20 protein-coding genes are annotated in these 19,939 nt (G+C 71.1%); 10 read left to right on the forward strand and 10 right to left on the reverse strand.

What is annotated here, in order from left to right; all coding sequences use genetic code 11:
- Positions 1-21: 21 nt before the first annotated feature.
- Positions 22-3,420 carry an AfsR/SARP family transcriptional regulator gene (locus OHA73_RS14620; RefSeq protein WP_327655248.1) on the reverse strand — a complete coding sequence of 1,133 codons (3,399 nt, stop codon included), beginning with the start codon at positions 3,418-3,420 and terminating at the stop codon, positions 22-24.
- 166 nt (positions 3,421-3,586) lie between these two features.
- Here OHA73_RS14620 and OHA73_RS14625 point away from each other — a divergent pair, with 166 nt between their 5' ends.
- The gene (locus OHA73_RS14625; RefSeq protein ID WP_327655249.1) at positions 3,587-4,387 is read left to right on the forward strand and encodes a site-2 protease family protein; all 801 of its coding nucleotides are present in this window, start codon (positions 3,587-3,589) and stop codon (positions 4,385-4,387) included.
- A 24-nt stretch (positions 4,388-4,411) separates the two neighbouring features.
- Here OHA73_RS14625 and OHA73_RS14630 read toward each other — a convergent pair whose 3' ends face one another.
- On the reverse strand, positions 4,412-4,612 hold the full coding sequence (locus OHA73_RS14630; protein WP_267070658.1) for a hypothetical protein: 201 nt from the start codon (positions 4,610-4,612) through the stop codon (positions 4,412-4,414).
- A gap of 90 nt (positions 4,613-4,702) precedes the next feature.
- Positions 4,703-5,416: an NADPH-dependent F420 reductase gene (gene npdG / locus OHA73_RS14635; protein WP_266720276.1), complete on the reverse strand. Its 714-nt coding sequence runs from the start codon at positions 5,414-5,416 to the stop codon at positions 4,703-4,705.
- A 93-nt stretch (positions 5,417-5,509) separates the two neighbouring features.
- Here npdG and OHA73_RS14640 point away from each other — a divergent pair, with 93 nt between their 5' ends.
- Positions 5,510-6,121 (forward strand): hypothetical protein, encoded by a 612-nt coding sequence (locus OHA73_RS14640; RefSeq protein WP_267070657.1) that lies wholly within the window; start codon positions 5,510-5,512, stop codon positions 6,119-6,121.
- Between the two features lie 51 nt (positions 6,122-6,172).
- Here the strand turns inward: OHA73_RS14640 and OHA73_RS14645 are convergent, their stop codons facing one another.
- Positions 6,173-6,388 carry a hypothetical protein gene (locus tag OHA73_RS14645; RefSeq protein WP_266720272.1) on the reverse strand — a complete coding sequence of 72 codons (216 nt, stop codon included), beginning with the start codon at positions 6,386-6,388 and terminating at the stop codon, positions 6,173-6,175.
- Positions 6,389-6,445: 57 nt separating this feature from the next.
- Between OHA73_RS14645 and map the strand changes: the two genes are divergently transcribed.
- Together map and OHA73_RS14655 are read left to right on the forward strand one after the other, a co-directional pair.
- On the forward strand, positions 6,446-7,318 hold the full coding sequence (gene map / locus OHA73_RS14650) for a type I methionyl aminopeptidase (protein WP_267070656.1): 873 nt from the start codon (positions 6,446-6,448) through the stop codon (positions 7,316-7,318).
- A 163-nt stretch (positions 7,319-7,481) separates the two neighbouring features.
- A complete protein-coding gene (locus tag OHA73_RS14655; protein WP_266720268.1) occupies positions 7,482-8,132 on the forward strand; it encodes a biliverdin-producing heme oxygenase in 651 nt (216 codons plus the stop codon).
- Positions 8,133-8,230: 98 nt separating this feature from the next.
- On the opposite strand, the gene OHA73_RS14660 is transcribed toward OHA73_RS14655, so the two are convergent.
- Positions 8,231-8,884, reverse strand: a complete 654-nt coding sequence (locus tag OHA73_RS14660; protein ID WP_267070655.1) for a PhzF family phenazine biosynthesis protein — start codon at positions 8,882-8,884, stop codon at positions 8,231-8,233.
- A 164-nt stretch (positions 8,885-9,048) separates the two neighbouring features.
- Between OHA73_RS14660 and efeO the strand changes: the two genes are divergently transcribed.
- The 4 genes from efeO to OHA73_RS14680 are packed head-to-tail and all read left to right on the forward strand — an operon-like array spanning position 9,049 to position 13,411.
- Positions 9,049-10,194, forward strand: coding sequence for an iron uptake system protein EfeO (gene efeO, locus OHA73_RS14665; RefSeq protein WP_267070654.1), 1,146 nt, complete (start codon positions 9,049-9,051; stop codon positions 10,192-10,194).
- Positions 10,195-10,216: 22 nt separating this feature from the next.
- Complete coding sequence (gene efeB, locus OHA73_RS14670) at positions 10,217-11,530, forward strand: iron uptake transporter deferrochelatase/peroxidase subunit (RefSeq protein WP_443063074.1); 1,314 nt, start codon at positions 10,217-10,219, stop codon at positions 11,528-11,530.
- 6 nt (positions 11,531-11,536) lie between these two features.
- Entirely contained in the window at positions 11,537-12,382 is an 846-nt protein-coding gene (gene efeU / locus OHA73_RS14675; protein ID WP_266720262.1) for an iron uptake transporter permease EfeU, read from the forward strand.
- 48 nt (positions 12,383-12,430) lie between these two features.
- Positions 12,431-13,411 (forward strand): hypothetical protein, encoded by a 981-nt coding sequence (locus OHA73_RS14680; protein ID WP_267070653.1) that lies wholly within the window; start codon positions 12,431-12,433, stop codon positions 13,409-13,411.
- Positions 13,412-13,482: 71 nt separating this feature from the next.
- Here OHA73_RS14680 and OHA73_RS14685 read toward each other — a convergent pair whose 3' ends face one another.
- Positions 13,483-14,235, reverse strand: a complete 753-nt coding sequence (locus OHA73_RS14685; RefSeq protein WP_266720258.1) for a bifunctional DNA primase/polymerase — start codon at positions 14,233-14,235, stop codon at positions 13,483-13,485.
- Between the two features lie 135 nt (positions 14,236-14,370).
- Positions 14,371-15,030 carry a TetR/AcrR family transcriptional regulator gene (locus tag OHA73_RS14690; protein ID WP_266720256.1) on the reverse strand — a complete coding sequence of 220 codons (660 nt, stop codon included), beginning with the start codon at positions 15,028-15,030 and terminating at the stop codon, positions 14,371-14,373.
- A gap of 151 nt (positions 15,031-15,181) precedes the next feature.
- Between OHA73_RS14690 and OHA73_RS14695 the strand changes: the two genes are divergently transcribed.
- Together OHA73_RS14695 and ddaH are read left to right on the forward strand one after the other, a co-directional pair.
- Positions 15,182-15,367, forward strand: coding sequence for a DUF6243 family protein (locus tag OHA73_RS14695; protein WP_267070652.1), 186 nt, complete (start codon positions 15,182-15,184; stop codon positions 15,365-15,367).
- A 99-nt stretch (positions 15,368-15,466) separates the two neighbouring features.
- Positions 15,467-16,297, forward strand: a complete 831-nt coding sequence (gene ddaH / locus OHA73_RS14700) for a dimethylargininase (RefSeq protein WP_443063075.1) — start codon at positions 15,467-15,469, stop codon at positions 16,295-16,297.
- A gap of 83 nt (positions 16,298-16,380) precedes the next feature.
- Here ddaH and OHA73_RS14705 read toward each other — a convergent pair whose 3' ends face one another.
- The 3 genes from OHA73_RS14705 to OHA73_RS14715 are packed head-to-tail and all read right to left on the reverse strand — an operon-like array spanning position 16,381 to position 19,823.
- Complete coding sequence (locus OHA73_RS14705) at positions 16,381-17,370, reverse strand: small ribosomal subunit Rsm22 family protein (RefSeq protein WP_327655250.1); 990 nt, start codon at positions 17,368-17,370, stop codon at positions 16,381-16,383.
- Between the two features lie 42 nt (positions 17,371-17,412).
- A complete protein-coding gene (locus tag OHA73_RS14710; RefSeq protein ID WP_443063214.1) occupies positions 17,413-18,537 on the reverse strand; it encodes a serine hydrolase domain-containing protein in 1,125 nt (374 codons plus the stop codon).
- On the reverse strand, positions 18,534-19,823 hold the full coding sequence (locus tag OHA73_RS14715) for a multidrug effflux MFS transporter (protein ID WP_267070650.1): 1,290 nt from the start codon (positions 19,821-19,823) through the stop codon (positions 18,534-18,536). The genes OHA73_RS14710 and OHA73_RS14715 overlap by 4 nt, the downstream gene beginning before the upstream one ends.
- Between the last annotated feature and the right edge of the window lie 116 nt (positions 19,824-19,939).

Here is a 19,939-nt window from a genome sequence, read left to right on the forward strand (position 1 = left end):
CGGGTCGATTCGCGTCGGTCGTCAGTCGTCCAACAGGGCGGTGGCCTCCTCCAAGGAGAGGCCGCCGCCCTCTGCGTATGCCCGCTCGTACGTCGCCTCGTCGAGCAGCGCGCGGGTCTCCGCCGCGGCGGCCGCGCGCCAATTTCGTTCGAGTACGGCCGGCTTGTGGCCCTCGGGCATCGCCGCGTCGGCCGCGCCCATGAGCCGCGCGGCGGCCACCGCGTCGCCCTCCCCGCCCCGCTGGACGATGGCCCGGGCCGCCGTGCACAGATGCAGCCCCACCAGTTGCGGCATGACGAGCGCGGCCAGCGGGTCCCGCGCGATGTCGAGGCAGCGCCGTACGTTCGCGACGGCGTCCTCGGTGTGCCCGTCGACGGTGTCGATCATCGCCTCCATGCCGATGGTCATGCCGTGGAAGAACCCGATCTGCACCACCCTGAACTCACTGCGCAGCAAAGCGAGTTGCTCACGGGCCTCGACGGTGCGGCCGGTGAACGAGAGATGGGAGACGAGGAAGAGGCGGGCGGCGGGCCTGGACTCGTTGGTGTGCCGGCGCCCGTCCTCCAGCGACTCCCACAGCAGCGCCTCGCCCCCCTCGATGTTCCCCTGCTCGATGAGCGTCTGGCCGAGCCTGACCTGGAGGATCGCGGCCTGGGAGTGGGCGCCCATGCTGTGCGCGACCTCACGGGCGCGCGTGTAGTCGGCGGCGGAGCCCTCGAAGTCGCCGAGCTTCTCGCGCGCCTCACCGCGCGCGGACAGCGCCTCGGCCGTCCCCCACTCGTCGCCGAGCCGACTGAACAGCTCCAGCGACTCGTCGGCGTACGCGAGCCCTTCCTCGGCCCAGTCGCTGCGGTTGGCGAACACGTTGGCCCGCATCTGGAGGACGAGCGCCAGCTCCCAGTCGTAGCCGAGCTCGCGGCAGGTCCGCGTGGACACCGCGGCGAGCTCCTGAAGCCGGCCCATGTCGCCGGTCAACAGGACGGCGAAGTACCAGATGTTGCCGGGCGGGCGGCAGGCCTGCGGGAGGTCGGCGCGGTAGGTCTCGAGGACGGCGCGCAGCCGGTCCTGGCCCACCTCCGTCTGCCAGTGGTCCATCTCCATGTCCATGTAGCCGAGCCGGCACAGATGGACCTGGCGGCGCGCCTCTTCGAAGAGCTCGCCGGTCAGCGGGGGCGGGGTGTCGGTGCAGCGATCGAAGATCGGCGGGGCGGGGCTGCCGGGCCCGGCGAACGGGTCGGGGCCGAGCGCCGCGGCCTCCCCCGTCCACGTACGGGCGTCGACGCGCAGGTCCCGCATCTGCCAGAACCAGGACAGGGACAGGACGAGGCTGAACGCCTCCTGCTCGTCACGCGCCGCGACCGCGTGCCGCAGGGCCGTGCGCAGATTCTCGTAGTCCCGCTCGATCCGGGCGATGGCGGCGCGCTGGCCGCTGCCGCGGAGCAACGGGTCGGTGGTGCGGGCGAGTTCGCGGTAGTACGTGAGGTGGGCGCGCTCGGCGGCGGGGCGCTCCCCGGACTCGTCGAGGCGGTCGTCCGCGTACTCGGAGACGGTTTCGAGGAGGCGGTAGCGCATGTCGCCGCTGCCCTCCTCCGGGGCGGCGACCACGAGCGACTTGTCGACGAGGGAGGCCAGGGCGTCGAGCGCGTCCGGACCGCAGACCGACTCGGCCGCGGACAGGTCGCAGCCGCCGCTGAACACGGAGAGGCGGGCGAGGGTGGCGCGCTCCGGCTCGTCGAGCAGGTCCCACGACCAGTCGACGACCGCGCGGAGCGTCTGCTGGCGGGGCAGGGCGGTGCGGGCGCCGGAGGTGAGGAGACGAAATCGGTCGTCGAGGCGGTCGGCGATCTGGCGGGGCGTGAGCATGCGCAGGCGCGCCGCGGCGAGTTCGATGGCGAGCGGGAGGCCGTCGAGGCGGCGGCAGATCTCGCCCACCGCGTCCGGGGCCTCGTCCACGGTGAAGCCGGGGCGCACGGCGGCGGCGCGCTCGCCGAACAGCCGCAGCGCGTACGGCTCCGGGAGCGGTTCCACCGGGTACAACAACTCGCCCGGTACGCCGAGGGGTTCGCGGCTCGTCGCCAGGATCGTGACACCGGGGCAGTGGGCGAGGAGGTCGTCGGCGAGGGCGGCGGCCGCGTCGATGACGTGCTCGCAGTTGTCGAGGATCAGCAGGAGCCGGCGGTCCTCGCAGTGCTCCACGAGCCGCACGAGGGGGTCGTCGCCCTGCCGCTCCCCCGCGACGCGAAGCTCTTCGGCGCCGGCGCCGCGCAGCACGGTCTCCCGGGCCCCGAGCGCACTGACGACCGCCTCCGGCACGGCGGCCGGATCACTGACCGGCGCCAACTCCGCGAGCCACACACCGTCCGGGGCGGTCCCGACCCCCTCCGCGACCTCCTGCGAAAGCCGCGTCTTGCCCGCGCCGCCGGGCCCGAGCAGCGTGACCAGCCGCACGCGGCCCAGATCGGCACGGATGGCATCGATGTCGCCCGTGCGCCCGACGAACGAGGTGAGCCGGGCGCGGAGGTTACCCGGGGCGGGGGCCGAAGTGGGTGCGGCCTGCGCCGGGGGCCGCCTTGCCCACCCTGCCGCCCCAGGCGGCAGATTGCCCAAGGCGGCGGACTCGTCCGCACCGTCCAGCCCCTGTGGCGGGTGGGCCAAATCCAGCCCCTGCGGCGATTGAGCAGCGGGGTCCGGGGCGGAGCCCCGTGGCGTGAGCAACTCCTCGTGCAACGCTCGGAGTTCCGGCCCGGGATCCGCCCCCAACGTGTCCGCCAACCCCCGCCGCACCCCCTCGTAAGCGGCCAGCGCCTCCGCCCCCCGCCCCGCGGAGCGCAACGCCCGCAGCCGCAGGACCTGCAACGGTTCGTCCAACGGATGCGCGTCACAGAGCGAGGTCAGCTCCGGCAGCACCTCATCCGCCCGGCCAAGCGCCAGATACGCGGCAAGCCGCGTGCGCCGGGCGTCGAGGTGCCGGGTGTCCCACCGCGTGGTCTCGGTCGACCGGTCCGGGAGATCGGCGAGGGCGGGCCCCCGCCACAACGCGAGCGCGTCGTCGAGAAGGTCGAGCGCCTTCTCCGGGGCACCGTCCGCGAGGGCCCGCGCCCCGTCGGCGGTCAGCCGCTCGAAGCGGAACAGGTCGACGTCGTCCGCGGCGGCGGCGAGCCGGTAGCCACCCTCGGACGAGGTGATCACCTCCGCCCCCAGAGCCCTGCGCAGCCGCCCGATCAACGCCTGCAGCGCACCCGCCGCGTCCGCGGGCGGCTCCTCGCCCCACACCTCGTCGACGAGAAACGCGACAGGTACGGCGCGGCCGGGCCGCAGCGCGAGCACCGTGAGCAGGGCACGCAGCCGCGCCCCGCCGACCGGGACGGCCGTGCCGTCGTCGCGGAATGCCTGGGTGGTGCCGAGGATGCGGTAGCGCACGGACCTATTCTCCCTGCTGCCGTTCGACCACCGCGCCTGGTACCTGCCTCGACCTCGTCATGCCCCTACCTTGTCCGGAACTCCCGCAGTACCGCGACACGTTTCCCGCATACAGCGAGTACGTTCGGTGAGCCAGCCGACCAGTCTGCCCCGGGAGTTCCACCCCATGACCACCGCCACCGCACGCCGCGGCGACAACAGGATCAGCCCCGTCTTCCTCGGCATCGCCGCGATCACGGCGGTGGCCGGCTGGGCGGTGTGGACGGACTTCGCGTCCCAGCCGGGCTTCGCGGTGTTCCTGTTCGTGACGGGCGCCTGGGTCGTCTCGCTCTGTCTGCACGAGTACGCGCACGCGCGCACGGCGCTGCACAGCGGCGACATCTCGATCGGCGCGAAGGGCTATCTGACCCTGAACCCGCTCAAGTACACCCACGCGCTGCTCAGCATCGTGCTCCCGGTCATCTTCGTGATCATGGGCGGGATCGGACTGCCCGGCGGCGCCGTGTTCATCGAGCGGGGGCGGATCCGGGGGCGCTGGCGGCACAGCCTGATCTCGGCGGCGGGACCGCTGACGAACGTGCTGTTCGCGATCGTGTGCACGGCGCCGTTCTGGCTGGACGCGCTGGACGGGGTGCCGGACACCTTCCGTTACGCGCTCGGGTTCCTCGCCCTGCTCCAGGTCACCGCGGCGATCCTGAACTTCCTGCCGGTGCCGGGCCTGGACGGGTACGGGGTGATCGAGCCGTGGCTGTCGCAGAAGGTCCGGCGGCAGGTGGAGCCGTTCGCGCCGTTCGGTCTGCTCGCCGTGTTCGCCGTGCTGTGGATCCCGGAGATCAACCAGTGGTTCTTCGACGCGGTCGACTGGGTCCTTGCCGCGCTCGGCGTGCACGAGTGGGACACGTACTGGGGCCTGCAGTTCTACCGGTTCTGGCAGGGCACCCCGGAGATCCCGACGTTCACGCAGTAGGCGAGATTCAGGCAGTGGGCGAGGTCAGGCGGTGGGCGCGGCCTGGGCCTGCGTGGCCTGCTTCTCGGCCTTCGCCTTGCGCAGGTAGAACCACGTCATGTTCGACGTGACACCCGCGATCAGCACCCACACGATCCCGAGGAAGCTGCCCTCGACGAAGGAGACCACGGCCGCCACGACGGCCAGGGCGCAGACGACCAGGGAGAACAGTGCGATGCGGGGCATGGGGGTCGGCTCCAGACGGCGGCGCGGCGGGTAGTACGCCGACCAGTGTCCCCCATGCCCCGTGAGCGCCGGAAGGCACCCCGTACGTGCCTATACGTCGGTTACGCGCAGTCCCGCGTGCGCCTTGTAGCGGCGGTTCACCGAGATGAGGTTCGCGACCAGGGACTCGACCTGGTGGGCGTTCCTGAGGCGGCCCGAGAAGATGCCGCGCATACCGGGGACGCGGCCGGCGAGCGCCTGGACCGTCTCCACGTCGGCACGCTCCTCGCCGAGCACCATCACGTCGGTGTCGATCTCGTCGACCTCCGGGTCGATGAGCAGCACGGCCGACAGGTGGTGGAAGGCGGCGGTGACCCGCGAGTCCGGGAGCAGCGCCGCGGCCTGTTCCGCCGCGCTCCCCTCCTCCGGCTTCAGGGCGTACGCGCCCTTCTTGTCGAAGCCGAGCGGGTTGACGCAGTCGACGACGAGCTTGCCCGCGAGGTCCTCGCGCAGGGCTTCGAGGGTGGCGCCGTGGCCGTCCCACGGCACGGCGACGATCACGATGTCGCTGCGGCGGGCGCACTCGGCGTTGTCGGCACCCTCGATGCCGAGGCCGAGCTCGTCGGCGGCGGACTGCGCGCGCTCGGCGGCGCGGGATCCGAGGATCACCTTCTGGCCCGCGCGGGCGAAGCGGTAGGCGAGGCCCTTGCCCTGGGGTCCGGTTCCGCCGAGGACGCCGACGACGAGTCCGGAGACGTCGGGGAGGTCCCAGGGGTCCTTGGCCGGGGCCTTCTGGCCGCTCGGGCTGCTTTCGGTAGAGGTCATGCAGCGACCCTACTCAAGGGTATGTGTCTCGTACGGGCGGACTTCCCTCGAACCAGACGAACCGGCAGACCACTTGAGGCACCATGCGACCCCATGGACGCCGTACGAGTAGCACTGCTGCGCGAGGTACTCGCCGGAACCGAATGGCCCTCCGCCACCCGCCGCTTCGCCGGGGCGCTGCGTTCCTCGGTCGCCGCGCACGGTGGCGGGCTCCTCCTCGTGGGCTCCCCGACGTACGAGCCCTGGCATCTGGCGGCCCATCTGGTCGACGAGGCGGCCTGGTCCGGGACGCCCGAGCTGGCCCCCACCCTCGTACGGCACGCGGCGCGTCCGGACGACCCCGCGCATCTGGCCGTCGGCCTCGGCCGGCTCGAGGCGGCGCGGCGCGGCGAGACGCTCCTCGTGGTCACGCCGACCGAGCCGGGCGCTCCTCTCCTCGAGCGGGTGCACGATGCGCGCCGCGCGGGGGCGACGATCCTGGCGCTCGACGCGGAGGCCGCCGGCGGTGGGGATCTGCACGCCATGGCCCATGACGGGCTGAGCGTTCCCGGCGACACCGACCTCGATCTCGACACGGTGCAGCATCTGGTCAGTGCGGCGGCCGGTGAGAACGCGGCAGCCGCTCCGCGGGGGCGGCGGGGGTTTCGGGATCGGCTGTCCCGGCTTGCGGATCACTTGACGGCGCCGCCGCCCGCGCGGTGGTGAGGTGTCGCCCACCCGCGCGGGGCTCTGCCCCGGACCCCGCGGGCTCTCGTCCTACTGCGGGCTCTCCTTATTCCACTTGGGATCGTTGTCCCACTCCAGGTTTCGTTCCTTCGCGGTGTCCATCGCGTGTTGGGCCTCCTCGCGGGAGGCGTAGGGGCCGAAACGGTCCTTGTTGGGGCACTCCGGCCCCTCCTCGACCTTCTTGTGCTCCAGGCAGTAGTACCACTCGCCCGGCTTTCCGACGGTTCGCTTCTTGAACAGCGCCACGGCGGCTCCTCTCGTCCCCGCCATGCTCCCCCACGCGCGCTCGTTACACTCGCTGGCATGTCTGGTCAGTCGGGGGCGTCGTCCGCCCTGCTCGTTCCGGGGGAGATCTCCCCCACCCGTTCCGTGCCCGGGAACATCCGGCGCCCCGAGTACGTCGGCAAGCCCGCGCCGACCCCGTACACGGGCCCCGAGGTGCAGACCCCGGAGACCGTCGAGGCGATGCGGATCGCCGGACGGATCGCCGCGCGGGCCATGGCGGAGGCGGCGAAGGCGATCGCCCCGGGTGTCACCACGGACGAGTTGGACCGGATCGCGCACGAGTACATGTGCGACCACGGCGCGTACCCGTCCACGCTCGGCTACCGCGGCTTCCAGAAGTCGCTGTGCACGAGCGTCAACGAGGTCATCTGCCACGGCATCCCGGACTCGACCGTCCTCAAGGACGGCGACATCGTCAACCTCGACGTCACCGCGTACATCGGCGGCGTGCACGGCGACAACAACGCCACGTACCTGGTGGGCGACGTCGACGAGGAGTCGAGGCTGCTCGTCGAGCGGACCCGTGAGTCCCTCGACCGCGCCATCAAGGCCGTCAAGCCGGGCCGCCAGATCAACATCATCGGCCGGGTCATCGAGTCGTACGCGAAGAGGTTCGGGTACGGCGTCGTGCGCGACTTCACCGGGCACGGCATCAGCTCGTCGTTCCACAGCGGCCTGATCATCCCGCATTACGACTCCCCGCAGGCCACGACCGTGATCCAGCCCGGCATGACGTTCACGATCGAGCCGATGCTCACGCTCGGCACGTACGAGTACGACATGTGGGAGGACGGCTGGACCGTCGTCACCAAGGACCGCAAGCGGACCGCCCAGTTCGAGCACACGCTCGTCGTCACGGAGAGCGGCACGGAGATCCTCACGCTGCCGTAGGCGACGCCTCTCGCGCATCGAGCCCGCCCCTTTGTGGGGCGGGCTCTGCTGTTTACGTTCCCCTGATCGGAGAACCGGGTAGGTTTTTACCGACAGCGTGTCGGGAAGGCTGTAATCTTAGGCAAGCCTAACCTAATTAATACTCATCGGCGGAGGCCCCCTTATGGACACCCCGTTCTCCACTCTGATCCGCACCGCTTCGCACGAGCAGCACACGGAGGCGGAGACGTCGACGTTCATGGGTGATCTGCTCGGCGGGCGGCTCGGCGTGGACGCGTACGCGCGGTACACGGAGCAACTGTGGTTCGTTTACCGGGCACTTGAGGACGGCGCCAAGCACCTTGCCGAGGATCCGGTGGCCGGGCCGTTCATTCAGCCGGAGCTGCTGCGCGTACCCGAGCTGGAGCGCGACCTCGCACATCTGCGGGGTCCTGACTGGCGGGAGACCGTGTCCGCGCTGCCGCAGACGCGGGCGTACGCGGAGCGGGTCGCGGAGTGTGCGGCGTCCTGGCCGGGTGGGTATGTGGCGCACCACTACACGCGCTACCTGGGCGACCTCTCGGGTGGGCAGATCATCCGCGACAAGGCGGAGAAGACGTGGGGGTTCGCGCGCAAGGGGGACGGCGTGCGGTTCTACGTTTTTGAGGGCGTTTCGAACCCTGCGGCGTTCAAGCGGCACTACCGGGAGCTGCTTGATGCGATCGCCGTGGATGAGCTGGAGAAGCAGCGGGTTGTCGCCGAGTGCAAGGCGGCGTTCGCCTTGAATACGGGGGTGTTTCGCGGGCTGGGCGAAGAGTTTCGGTCGGCCGCGTGATCGTTTCGCGGCACCGGCGTTACGGCCTCGGGGCTCTGCCCCGGACCCCGCGCCTCAATCGCCGGCGGGGCTGGAAATGCTCACCCGCCGCCGACCCGTCAAGCTAGCCGAACCCGGCCGCCCACCTCTATCGAACCCCCCGGCTGGGGTGCCGTCAGGATTTGGGAGCCGCGGCCCTGGCGGATGTTGAGGGCGCGGCCGAGTCGACCGGTCAGCGCCAGTGCCGCCGCTCCCGTCGCCTCGTCCTCCACGATGCCGTCGCCGCGGCCGGGGAAGCCGCGGGCCCTGACCCGGCCCGCCGCCTCGTCCTCCCAGGCCCACGCGTAGATCCACTCCCCCGCCGGAGGAACCGGCAGCGCGTCGACCTCGGCGACGGAGTCGTACTGCCGCAACGTACGGCCGGTCACCCACTCCGCGCGCGCCTCGACCCAGCTGAACTCGCCGTCCTGGCGCGCCCCGACGATCCCCGCGGGCACGACGAGTTCCGGTACGTCGAGCAGCCAGGCCGTGCCGACGCAGGGGTGCCCGGCGAACGGCAGGCGCGCGGTCGGCGTGTAGATGTCGATGACGCCGCGCTCGGGGTCGTCGACGAAGACCGTCTCGCTGAAGCCCAATTTGGTGGCGAACGCCTGCCGTTCGTCCCGGTCGCGCAGGCGGGAGCCGTCACGGACGACGCCCAGCGCGTTGCCCTCCCCGCCGTCGGGGGCGCAGAAGACGCGCACCACGTCGTACTCGATGCCGTACTCGTTCATGCCGGAAGTCAACCACGCGACATCCGGCGCTTGACCGGCACTTGACCCTCCCCTGACTTGCCCATGGGTGGCACTGAGGTAAGCCTCATATAAGTTAGGTCCGCCTTAGTTACCCCCTGTTCCTGTGCACCCCCTGTACTGCTGCTGTACGTCTTGGAGCCTGCATGCGCGCCGCCCGACTCACCGTTTCCACTGCCGTCGCCGCGGTCGCCGTTCTGACCGCCGTCACGGGCTGCACCCAGAAAAGCGACGCCAAGGGCGCCGGTTCCGGTTCGATCAAGGTGACCGCCGACGACGACAGCTGCAAGGTCTCGAAGAAGCAGTTCCCGGCGGGGCACGTGGAGTTGGCGGTCGAGAACAAGGGGTCCCGGGTCACCGAGGTCGAGATCCTCTTCCCGGACGACCGGATCGTCTCCGAGCGCGAGAACATCGGCCCCGGCACCAGGCACAGCCTCACCGCCGAGGTGAAGAGCGGCGACTACCGCATCGCCTGCATCCCGGGCATGAAGGGCAAGGGCCACCGCCAGGACGTCAAGGTGACCGGCGGGAAGAGCACGGCGAAGCGGGACCCGCGGCTCGACGACGCCGTCGCCGCCTACCGCCAGTACACCCAGACGCAGGCCGACGAGACGCTGCCGAAGGTGAAGACGTTCACCGACGCCGTCCGCGACGGCGACCTGAAGGCGGCCAAGAAGGCGTACGCCCCCTCCCGTATCGGCTGGGAGCGCACCGAGCCGGTCGCCGAGTCCTTCGGTGACATCGACCCGAAGGTCGACGTGCGGGCCGACGGCCTCGAAGAGGGCCAGAAGTGGACCGGCTGGCACCGCCTGGAGAAGGCGCTGTGGAAGGACAAGAAGATCGGCAAGACCGAGAAGGGGCTCGCCGACCGGCTCGACAAGGACCTCGAGGACTGGCAGCAGCGCGTCGGCAAGGCGGAGATCACGCCCACCTCCATGGCCAACGGCGCCAAGGAGCTGCTCGACGAGGTCGCCACCGGCAAGGTCACCGGCGAGGAGGAGCGCTACTCGCACACCGACCTCGTCGACTTCAAGGCCAACGTCGAGGGCGCCGAGAAGGCGTACGAGCTGCTCAAGCCGGTCGCGTCGAAGAACGACGCCGCACTGACCAAGGAGCTGGACAAGCAGTTCGCCGCGCTCGACACGCTGCTCGACAAGTACCGCGAGGACAAGAGCAGTTACGAGTTCACGTCCTACGACAAGGTCGGCAAGGCGGAGCAGAAGGAGCTGTCCGACGCGGTCAACGCGCTGGCGGAGCCGCTGTCCAAGCTGGCCGCCGCGGTCGTCAAGTAGCCATCGTCAAGTAGCCGAGTACATGCACACGCACCACGAGGAGAGGGCCGCCATGGCGGACGACGAGACCTCCAACTCCCCTTCCCCTTCCCGGCGTTCCCTGCTCACCGTCGGCGGCGCCGGGCTCGCGCTCGGCGCCGCGGCCGCGGGCGGCGCCGTCGCCCTGGCCCGGTCCGACGACGGCTCGGACATGCAGCCCGCCGGCGAGGCGGGCGGCGCGGTGCCGTTCCACGGCGCGCACCAGGCCGGGATCGCCACGGCGGTGCAGGACCGGCTGCACTTCGCGGCGTTCGACGTGAAGACGGCCGACCGCGAGGAGTTCGTGCAGCTCCTGAAGGACTGGACGAAGGCCGCCGCGCGGATGACCGAGGGGCACACCGTCGGCGAGGGCGCGTACGGCGGGCTCGTCGAGGCGCCGCCGGACGACACGGGCGAGGCGCTGGGACTTCAGCCGTCCCGGCTCACGCTGACGATCGGCTTCGGCCCCTCCCTCTTCGAGAAGCACGGGAAGGCCCTCGGCATCGCCGACAGGCGCCCGGAGGCGCTCGTCGACCTGCCGAAGTTCCCCGGCGAGAACCTGGAGAGGACCCGCAGCGGCGGCGATCTGTGCGTCCAGGCCTGCGCCGACGACCCGCAGGTCGCCGTGCACGCCATCCGCAATCTCGCCCGGATCGGCATGGGCAAGGTCGCCATCCGCTGGTCGCAGCTCGGCTTCGGCAAGACGTCGTCGACGACGCCGGACGCGCAGACCCCTCGTAACCTGATGGGCTTCAAGGACGGCACCCGCAATATCGCGGGCACCGAGAAGGGCCGCCTCGCCAAGCATGTGTGGGTGGACTCTCCGGGCGACGGCGCCGGCTGGATGAAGGGCGGCTCGTATCTGGTCGCCCGCCGGATCCGGATGAACGTCGAGACCTGGGACCGTACGTCGCTTCAGGAGCAGGAGGACGTGTTCGGCCGGGACAAGGGTGTGGGCGCTCCGGTCGGCAAGGCGAAGGAGCGCGACGAGCCGTTCCTGAAGGCGATGAAGCCGGACGCGCACGTGCGGCTCGCGCACCCCGACTCCAACCACGGGGCGACGCTGCTGCGCCGCGGCTACTCGTTCACCGACGGCACGGACGGCCTCGGCCGGCTCGACGCGGGCCTGTTCTTCCTCGCGTACCAGAAGGACATGCGCAAGGGGTTCATCCCGGTGCAGCGCAGCCTCGCGACCGACGCGCTCAACGAGTACATCCAGCACGTCGGTTCGGCGGTGTTCGCGGTGCCGCCGGGAGTGCGGGACGGCAGTGACTGGTGGGGCCGCGGCCTCTTCGAGCAGAAGCACAAGGAGGCGTGAGACGCGATGTTCGCGAACTATCTGATCGGGCTGCGTGAAGGGCTCGAAGCCAGCCTCATCGTGTGCATCCTCGTCGCGTACCTGGTGAAGACGGAGCGCAGGGACGCCCTGAAGCCGGTGTGGGCGGGGATCGGGGCCGCCGTCCTCGTGTCGCTCGCCTTCGGCGCGGGCCTGGAGTTCGGCTCGCAGGAGCTGACGTTCAAGGCGCAGGAGGCGCTCGGCGGTTCGCTGTCGATCATCGCCGTGGGCCTGGTGACGTGGATGGTGTTCTGGATGCGGCGCACGGCCCGGCACCTGAAGACGGAGCTGCACGGAAAGCTCGACAGCGCCCTGCAGATGGGCACGGTGGCGCTGGTCGTGACGGCGTTCCTCGCGGTGGGCCGCGAGGGCCTTGAGACGTCGCTGTTCGTGTGGACGGCGGTGCACGCCACCAGCAACGGCACGACGGACCCGGTGATCGGCGCGCTGCTCGGGCTCGCCACGGCGGTGTTCCTCGGCTGGCTGTTCTACCGGGGCGCGCTCCGCATCAACCTGGCGAAGTTCTTCACGTGGACCGGCGCGATGCTTGTCGTCGTGGCGGCGGGCGTCCTCGCGTACGGCTTCCACGATCTCCAGGAGGCCGGATTCGTCGGCGGCCTCAACAACCTGGCGTTCGACATCAGTTCCACGATCGCGCCCGACGGCTGGCTCGGCACGCTCCTGAAGGGCGTCTTCAACTTCCAGCCCGACCCGACGGTTCTTCAGGTAACCGTCTGGTTCGTCTACCTTGTCCCCACTCTCGCCCTGTTCTTCGCGCCTCCCGGACTGTTTTCCCGCAGGGTCGCGGCAGTGCGGGCCTCCTCTTCCCGGTAGGGTTCGGGCCCGTGGCAGGGGCTGGGAGCGGAAGGTGAGTCGAACGTCATGAGCGAGGCCAGGAACAGGTTCGGCCGACCGGTCGCGGCGGCTGCGGCCGCGGTCGTGCTGTCCCTCACCGCCGGCGGCTGTGTGACCGTGCACGGCGAGTTGGAGATCGTCCCGACGACCACGAAGGGGCAGGCGGCGCGCGCCGTCGACGCCTTCGTGGACGCGTACAACGAGGCGGAGAAGAACTACGACGCCGACGCCGACGCTAAGTACGTCACCGGGGCGCTCGGCGCGATCGACGCGGCGAAGCTGAAGGCCGGTCGCGCTCTCCACCCGGACGGCAACCCGAAGCACGTGCCGCTGGAGCTCACCGACACGCAGATCACGGTGCCGAAGAAGGCGGGCTGGCCGCGCTGGTTCGTGTCGAACTCGGACACCGAGCGGGTCCCCGGCTACCGCTGGGTGATGGTCTTCACCCGCAACGCCGAGAACGCGCCGTGGGCGGTCTCGTACCTGTCGCTGTTCCGCGAGGGCACGGTCCCCAAGTTCAAGCAGGACAAGGACGGCCTGGGCGAGGCCGTCGACCCGGACGAGTCGGGTCTCGCGCAGCGTCCGAAGGACATGGGCAAGAAGTACATCCAGTACCTCAAGAAGGGCGGGGACGGCTACGTCCCGGGCCTGCACACCACGCGCTGGCGCCAGACCCGCGACAAGATCGACACGCGCCCCGGCCTCACCACGCAGTTCATCGACGAGCCCCTCACCGAGGGCAACTACGCGCCTGTGGCCCTGCGCACCGAGAACGGCGGCGCCCTCGTCTTCTTCACGACCCGCCGCTACGAGAAGCTGACCGCGTTCCCCGGCAGCAACCTGCCCACGATCGGGGAGGACGTGAAGGCGCTGATGAAGGGCGAGCCCAAGCAGTCGGCGATGTACGGCTACGTCTCCGGCCAGGCGGCCATCGACCCGCCGAAGTCCTCGGGGAAGGTGAACGTGGTGTCGCGGGTGGAGGGCATCACGACGGCCGAAGGCAGCTGACGGTCACCCGTTGTCGCGGTCCCGGGGCTCCGCCCCGGACCCCGCCGGCTCTCGTCCAGATGCGGGCTTGATCACGGCCACGCCGACGTGTAGTCCGGCTCCTCCGCCCCCACATACCGCGCACACGCATCCGTCAACGTTTCCAACAACGTCAACGGATCCGGAAGCGGATGCTCCAGACCCCGCACCCAGAACACCTCCCGCTCACCGGGCAACCGCGCCGGCGGCACCAGAACGTACGACCCACGGCAGTGCCACCGCAGCCCGGGATGCTCGTCCATGGTCTCGGGATGGCAGTCCAGCTCGCAGGGCCACCACTCGTCCTCCTCGTCCGGCGTCCCGCGCGTCGCCGTGAAGAAGAGCATGCGGTCACCGCCGGACTCGGCGACGGGCCCGACCTCGATCCCGGCGGCAAGGAGCCGCTCCAGCGCCTCGTGCCCGGCGTCCAGCGGAACGTCGAGGACGTCGTGGACCATGCCGGTCGCGGTGATGAAATTGGCCTGCGGCTGATGCCTCGCCCAGCGCTCGATCTGCGCGCGGTCCGTCGTGGACTGGGTCTGCCAGGCGAAGGAGACGGGGTGCCTGCCGGGGGTCGGACAGCCGACGCGATTGCACGAACATCGGTAGTCGGAAGGGTACGCGGCCGGGGCCAGCGGCAGTCCGGCGGCGGCAGCGGCGAAGAGCAGGTCCTCGCGGGCCGCATCGGCGGCCGCGGTGTCCTTCGGGCCGCGCGCGCCCCTCAGCCACCGTGCGATGAGGCCGCCCGTCGTGCGCCCCTCGGTACCGCTCCGCCCGCCGAATCGGCGGCCCTGCTCCGCGCCCATCAATCCCCTCACCATCGCCGTCGAGCGACTGCTGTCGTGCCGAGTCCGGATGAACCTTGGACCAAAAGTGTCCCACCATCCTGCGCCTCGGGTGGCCACAGTCCATATCCGGGGTATGTGAGGGGTCTTCTCCGGCTAGTTGCGGGGGCCGATGCCGTAGAGGGCGTACTCGACGATCGTGTCCGCGTACGCGTGGTCCAGCGGGCCGGTGTTCTGCAGCCAGCGCTGGGCGAGCGGGCCGGAGAAGAGGTCGCGGGCGACCAGTGGGTCGACCCCGGCGCGGATCTGGCCGGCCTCCTGCGCGGCGCGCAGCCTGGCCGCGTACAGGTCGAGTCCGGGCATGAGGAGCTTGGCGACGAAATCCTCGGCGAAGTCGCGGTTGGCGAGTCCCTCGGCGGCGAGCGCGCGGGCCGGGGCCTCGAAGCGGGGGTCCTTGAGCTCGTCGACGGTGGCGCGCAGCACCAGCTTGAGGTCTGCCTCGATGTCGCCGGTGTCGGGCAGGGAGTCGAAGTCGAGCGGGTAGTCCGGGTGCTTCTCGGCGGCGGCTTCCTGGTTGCGCTCGCCGAGGTCGATGAAGGCCTCCATCAGGACCTCGGCCTTCGAGCCCCACCACCGGTAGATCGTCTGCTTGCCGACACCGGCGCGGGCGGCGATGCCCTCGATGGTGGTGCGCGGGTAGCCGATCTCTCCTACGAGGGCGAGGGCGGCGTCGTAGATCGCGCGGCGGGAACGTTCGCTGCGGCGGGTGGCGTCGGGGACGGCCTTCTTCGCCGACTGGCTCTTCGTGTCTGACATGGTTCGAATGTAGCAGCGCGCGAGCCGAGACGTTCCGTCTTGCGAGGCCTTGACAAGACGCACCGTCTCGCTCACAGTGGAGCACATCCAGGCAACGAGACGATACGTATCGTTGCGGCGCAGCGGCTCAATGACCCAAGGAGATACGACCATGACCCGAGGTGGAGCAGGCGGCATGCTGGGCGTCGGTGGCGCCCGCAGCAACATGTCCCGCAAGGCGATGCGCGGCGGCGGCCGTGGTGGCCGCGTCGGCGGCGGAGGCACCGACCCCGTGGCGCAGAAGCGTGAACTCCTGCGCAGGCTGCAGGAGAAGAACGGCACGCACGACGCGTCGTGATCAGAGCCGGCCGTGAACCACCCGTTCGGTTCACAGCCCCGAGGGCTCCTCCGACCGCACCATGGGCTTCACCCAGCCCTGCGGTCGGAGGAGCCCTCATTGCGTAATCCGAGCCTTGTCGAACGTCGCGCCACACCCCGGCGCTATCTCATGTGCCCACCGGCACACTTCAAGGTCACGTACTCGATCAACCCGTGGATGGACCCGACGAAACCCGTCGACGTCCCGCTCGCGGTCGCCCAGTGGGAGGTCCTGCGGGATCGCTACCGCGGGCTCGGTCACACCGTGGAACTGCTCGACCCGCGCCCCGGCCTCCCGGACATGGTGTTCGCGGCGAACGGCGCGACCGTGGTGGACGGCCGGGTGCTCGGCGCCCGATTCGCGCACCGGGAACGGGAGGCCGAGGCCGCCGCGCACCTGGAGTGGTTCCGGGCGCACGGCTACGCCGAGGTCCACGAGCCCGTCCACGTCAACGAGGGCGAGGGCGACTTCGCCGTCACCGCCTCGTACGTACTCGCGGGGCGGGGCTTCCGGGCCTCGCCGCTGTCGCACGGGGAGGCGCAGGAGGTGTTCGGGCGGCCGGTGATCGGGCTCGATCTGGTGGACCCGCGCTTCTATCACCTGGATACGGCGCTCGCGGTCCTGGACGACGCGGACGACTCCGTCATGTACTACCCGGCGGCGTTCTCGCCCGGGAGCCGGGCGGTGCTGCGGCGGATGTTCCCCGACGCGCTGATCGCCTCCGAGGAGGATGCGGGGGCCTTCGGCCTCAACGCGGTGTCGGACGGCCGGAACGTGGTGCTGCCGCAGGGGGCGGTGGGGTTGTTCGGGCCGCTGCGGGAGCGGGGGTTTGTGCCGGTGGGGGTGGATCTCGGCGAGTTGTTGAAGGGGGGTGGGTCGGTGAAGTGCTGCACGCTTGAGCTGCGCTGAACGGGAGGCGTGGCCGGGGTCTCGGGGCTCTGCCCCGGACCCCGCTCCTCAATCGCCGGAGGGGCTTGATTTGCCGGAGCCGCTTAATTAGGCCGAGGCCACTCGTCTCCCCACTCCACGTTCCGGGCCTCGCGGTAAGCGGTGCCGTGCTTCTTCGTCACCGTGGTCCGGGTCAGGCCCCCCTTCGACTCGCAGAGGTCGAGGAGGACCTGGCCCTTGCGGGTCTGGGGCTTGCGGATCACGCGGGCCTCGGCGGGTGTCGGGTCGAAGCGGGTCGCGGCGACGTAGGCGAACTTCTCGTCCTCGTACGCGAGGGAGCCACCCTTGACCTGGCGGTGGAGGGAGGAGCGGGCGACCCGGGCCGAGAAGTGGCACCAGTCCGTGCCGGGCACGATGGGGCAGGCGGCGCTGTGCGGGCAGGGCGCGGCCACCTGGAATCCGGCGGCGATGAGCCGGTCCCGGGCCTCGATGACGCGGGCGTAGCCGTCCGGGGTGCCGGGTTCGATGATCACCACGGCGCCGGTGGCGGCCCGCGCGGCGGCGTCGACGACGACCGCCCGGTCGGCCTCGGTCAGCTCCTTGAGCACGTACGAGACGGTGACGAGGTCGGCCTCGGGGGTGTCGTGCGCGCCGATCCGCCCCCGCTCCCAGCGTACGGAGTCCGCCAACTCGCCCTGGGTGGAGGCCAGTTCGCGGCCGAGGTCGAGTGCGGGCTGTGACCAGTCGACGACCGTCGTGGCCCGCTCCCCCGGCCACACGTCCTGCGCCGCCCACACGGCCGCGCCCGTGCCGCCCCCGATGTCCAGGTGCCCGGCGGGCCGCCAGTCGGCCGCGGCGTCCAGCGCGTCGAGCGCGGAGCGCACCGCCTCGAACGTGGCCGGCATCCGGTACGCCGCGTACGCCACGACGTCGGCCCGCTCGCGCAGGATCGGGGCGTCGGTCGGGGTGGTCCCCCGGTAGTTCGCGATGAGCCGCTCGACGGCCTTCGCCGCCTGCGTGGGCGGGAGGCCGTCGAGGAGTGCGGCGAGGGTGGACCGGAGGGTGTCGGAGGCCGACTGGAGCGGGGCGTTCACCCCGCGATTCTACGGAGCGGTGGCGGTGGTCACGGGTCCGCGTCAGACCACGGCCCGCGCCAGCCGGTTCGCCGCCGCCACCCGTGGGCCGTTGGCGGGACCGCGGCGGCGGGGGTGCACGGTGTTGGCGAGCAGGACCAGGAACGTGTCGGTCGCCGGGTCGATCACCAGCGACGTGCCCGTGAAACCGGTGTGGCCCGCCGCGCCGCGCCCCGCCAGTTCGCCCATGAACCACGACTGGTCGAGGCGGAAGCCGAGGCCGGGCGGGGTCAGCATCAGGTCGACGAAGTCGGGGCCGAGGATGCGGGCCGTGCCGTAGGAGCCGCCGGTCAGGAGGGTGCGGCAGAGGACGGCCAGGTCGTACGCCGTGGAGAAGAGGCCCGCGTGACCGGCCACGCCGCCGAGCGCCCAGGCGTTCTCGTCGTGCACCTCGCCGCGCACCATGCCCCGCTCCGCCTTCGCCCAGGGGCGGCGCTGGTCCTCGGTGGCGGCGGCGCCCGGGCACGGCCCGTACGACGTGGCGGTCATGCCGAGGGGGCGGGTGATGCCCTCGCGGATCAGGACGTCGAGGGGGTGGTCCGTGACGCGTTCGAGGACGTGCTGGAGGAGCAGCATGTTCAGGTCGGAGTAGAGGTAGTCGCCCGGTGGTGAGGACGGTGCCTCCGCGCGCAGCAGGGCCAGCCGCGCAGCGGCGTCCGGGGCGTCGTACAGCGGGAGTTCGGGGCGCAGGCCCGAGGTGTGGGTGAGGAGCTGGCGGACTGTGATGGCGCCCCTGGCGGCGGCCTTGAACTCGGGGACGTACGCGCCGACCTTCGCGTCGATGCCGAGTCTGCCGCGCTCGATCTGCTGCACGGCGGCGATCGAGGTGAAGAGCTTGGTGAGCGAGGCCAGGTCGAAGGGGGTGTCCACCGTCATCGGGACGCGGGCCTCGGGCGGCAGCTCGATGCCGGTGTCCGTCGCCTCGTCGTACGACGCGTAGCGCGCCGCCCAGCCGTGCGCCGCCTCCGCCGCGATCACCGGGCCGCGCCCCGCGAGCACGACGACCCCGGCGCACCAGGGCCGGGCGCCCTCGGGCAGCCGGCGCACATCGGAGAGGAGCCCGGCGAGCTGCTCCCCGTCGAGCCCCGCCCGCTCGGGGGTGTCGTGGCGCAGTCTCGGCGCGTTCAGCGCTGCTCACCCGCCGCGCGCTGTTGCCAGGGGCGGCACAGGGTCACGAAGGCGAGCGCCGCCACCAGGCCGCTGACGAGCTGGACCGTCGCCATCGGGACCGCCGTGTGCTCGCCCGCGATGCCGACGAGCGGCGAGGCGATCGCGCCGATCAGGAACGAGGACGTGCCGAGCAGCGCCGACGCGGAGCCCGCCGCGTGCGGGGTGCGCATGAGGGCGAGGGCGTTGGTGTTGGGCGTGGTCAGGGCCATGCAGGCCATGAGGACGAAGAGGCCGGCGGCGATGGGGGCGAGGCCGAGTTCCTCGGGCGTTCCGAAGGCGCCGCTCGCGGCCAGGAGGAGGAAGGCGGCGGCGAGGACGACCAGGGTGAGGCCGATGCCGAGCACCTTGTCGAGGTTGACCCGGCCGACGAGCACCTTGCCGTTGAGCTGGCCGATGGCGATCAGGCCGATCGAGTTGAGCCCGAAGAGGAGGCTGAACGTCTGCGGGGACGCCCCGTAGATCTCCTGGATCACGAACGGGGAGGCCGATACGTAGGCGAAGAGCGCCGCGAACGCGAAGCCGCCGACGACCGTGTAGCCGAGGAAGACGCGGTCGGCGAGCAGTCCGCGCATCGTGCGCAGCGCCTCCATGGTGCCGCCGCTGTGCCGCCGCTCCGGCGCGAGGGTCTCCGGCAGGAACTTCCACACGACGGCGGTGAGCGCGATGCCGATGACGGTGAGCACGATGAAGACGCCGCGCCAGTCGGTGAACCGCAGGATCTGGCCGCCGATGAGCGGGGCCACGATCGGGGCGATGCCGGAGATCAGCATCAGCGACGAGAAGAACCGGGCCATCGCGACGCCGTCGTAGAGGTCGCGCGCCACGGCGCGGGCGATCACGATGCCCGCCGAGCCCGCGAGTCCCTGGAGGAGCCGGAAGGCGATGAGGAGGGCGGCGTTCGGCGCGAAGGCGCAGATCGCGGTGGCCACGATGTAGATGAGCAGGCCGACGATCAGCGGTCTGCGCCGGCCCCACTTGTCGCTCATCGGGCCGACCACCAGCTGCCCGAGCGCCATGCCGGTCAGGCACGCGGTGAGGGTGAGCTGGGCGGTGGCGGCCGAGGTGTGCAGGACGCCCGTGACCTCCGGCAGGGCCGGGAGGTACATGTCCATGGAGAGCGGCGGTACGGCGGTGAGCCCGCCGAGGAGGAAGGTGACGAGGAGGCTCGCGCCGGCCCCGACCACCACCTTGGGAACGGGCGTCGGGGTGGCATCACGGACCTCACCGGTCGCGTTCTCCCCCATGGTGCTCCCGGTGGAACATCCGCTGTCCTTCATCCCGTTGCCCCTCGTTTCCCTTCGTCTCTCCCGGCCATCTGTGCGATTCCCTATGCTCTCAGCTCGGCGGTGCGGTCGAGACC

The sequence above is a fragment of the Streptomyces sp. NBC_00483 genome (assembly GCF_036013745.1).
Taxonomy (GTDB): domain Bacteria; phylum Actinomycetota; class Actinomycetes; order Streptomycetales; family Streptomycetaceae; genus Streptomyces.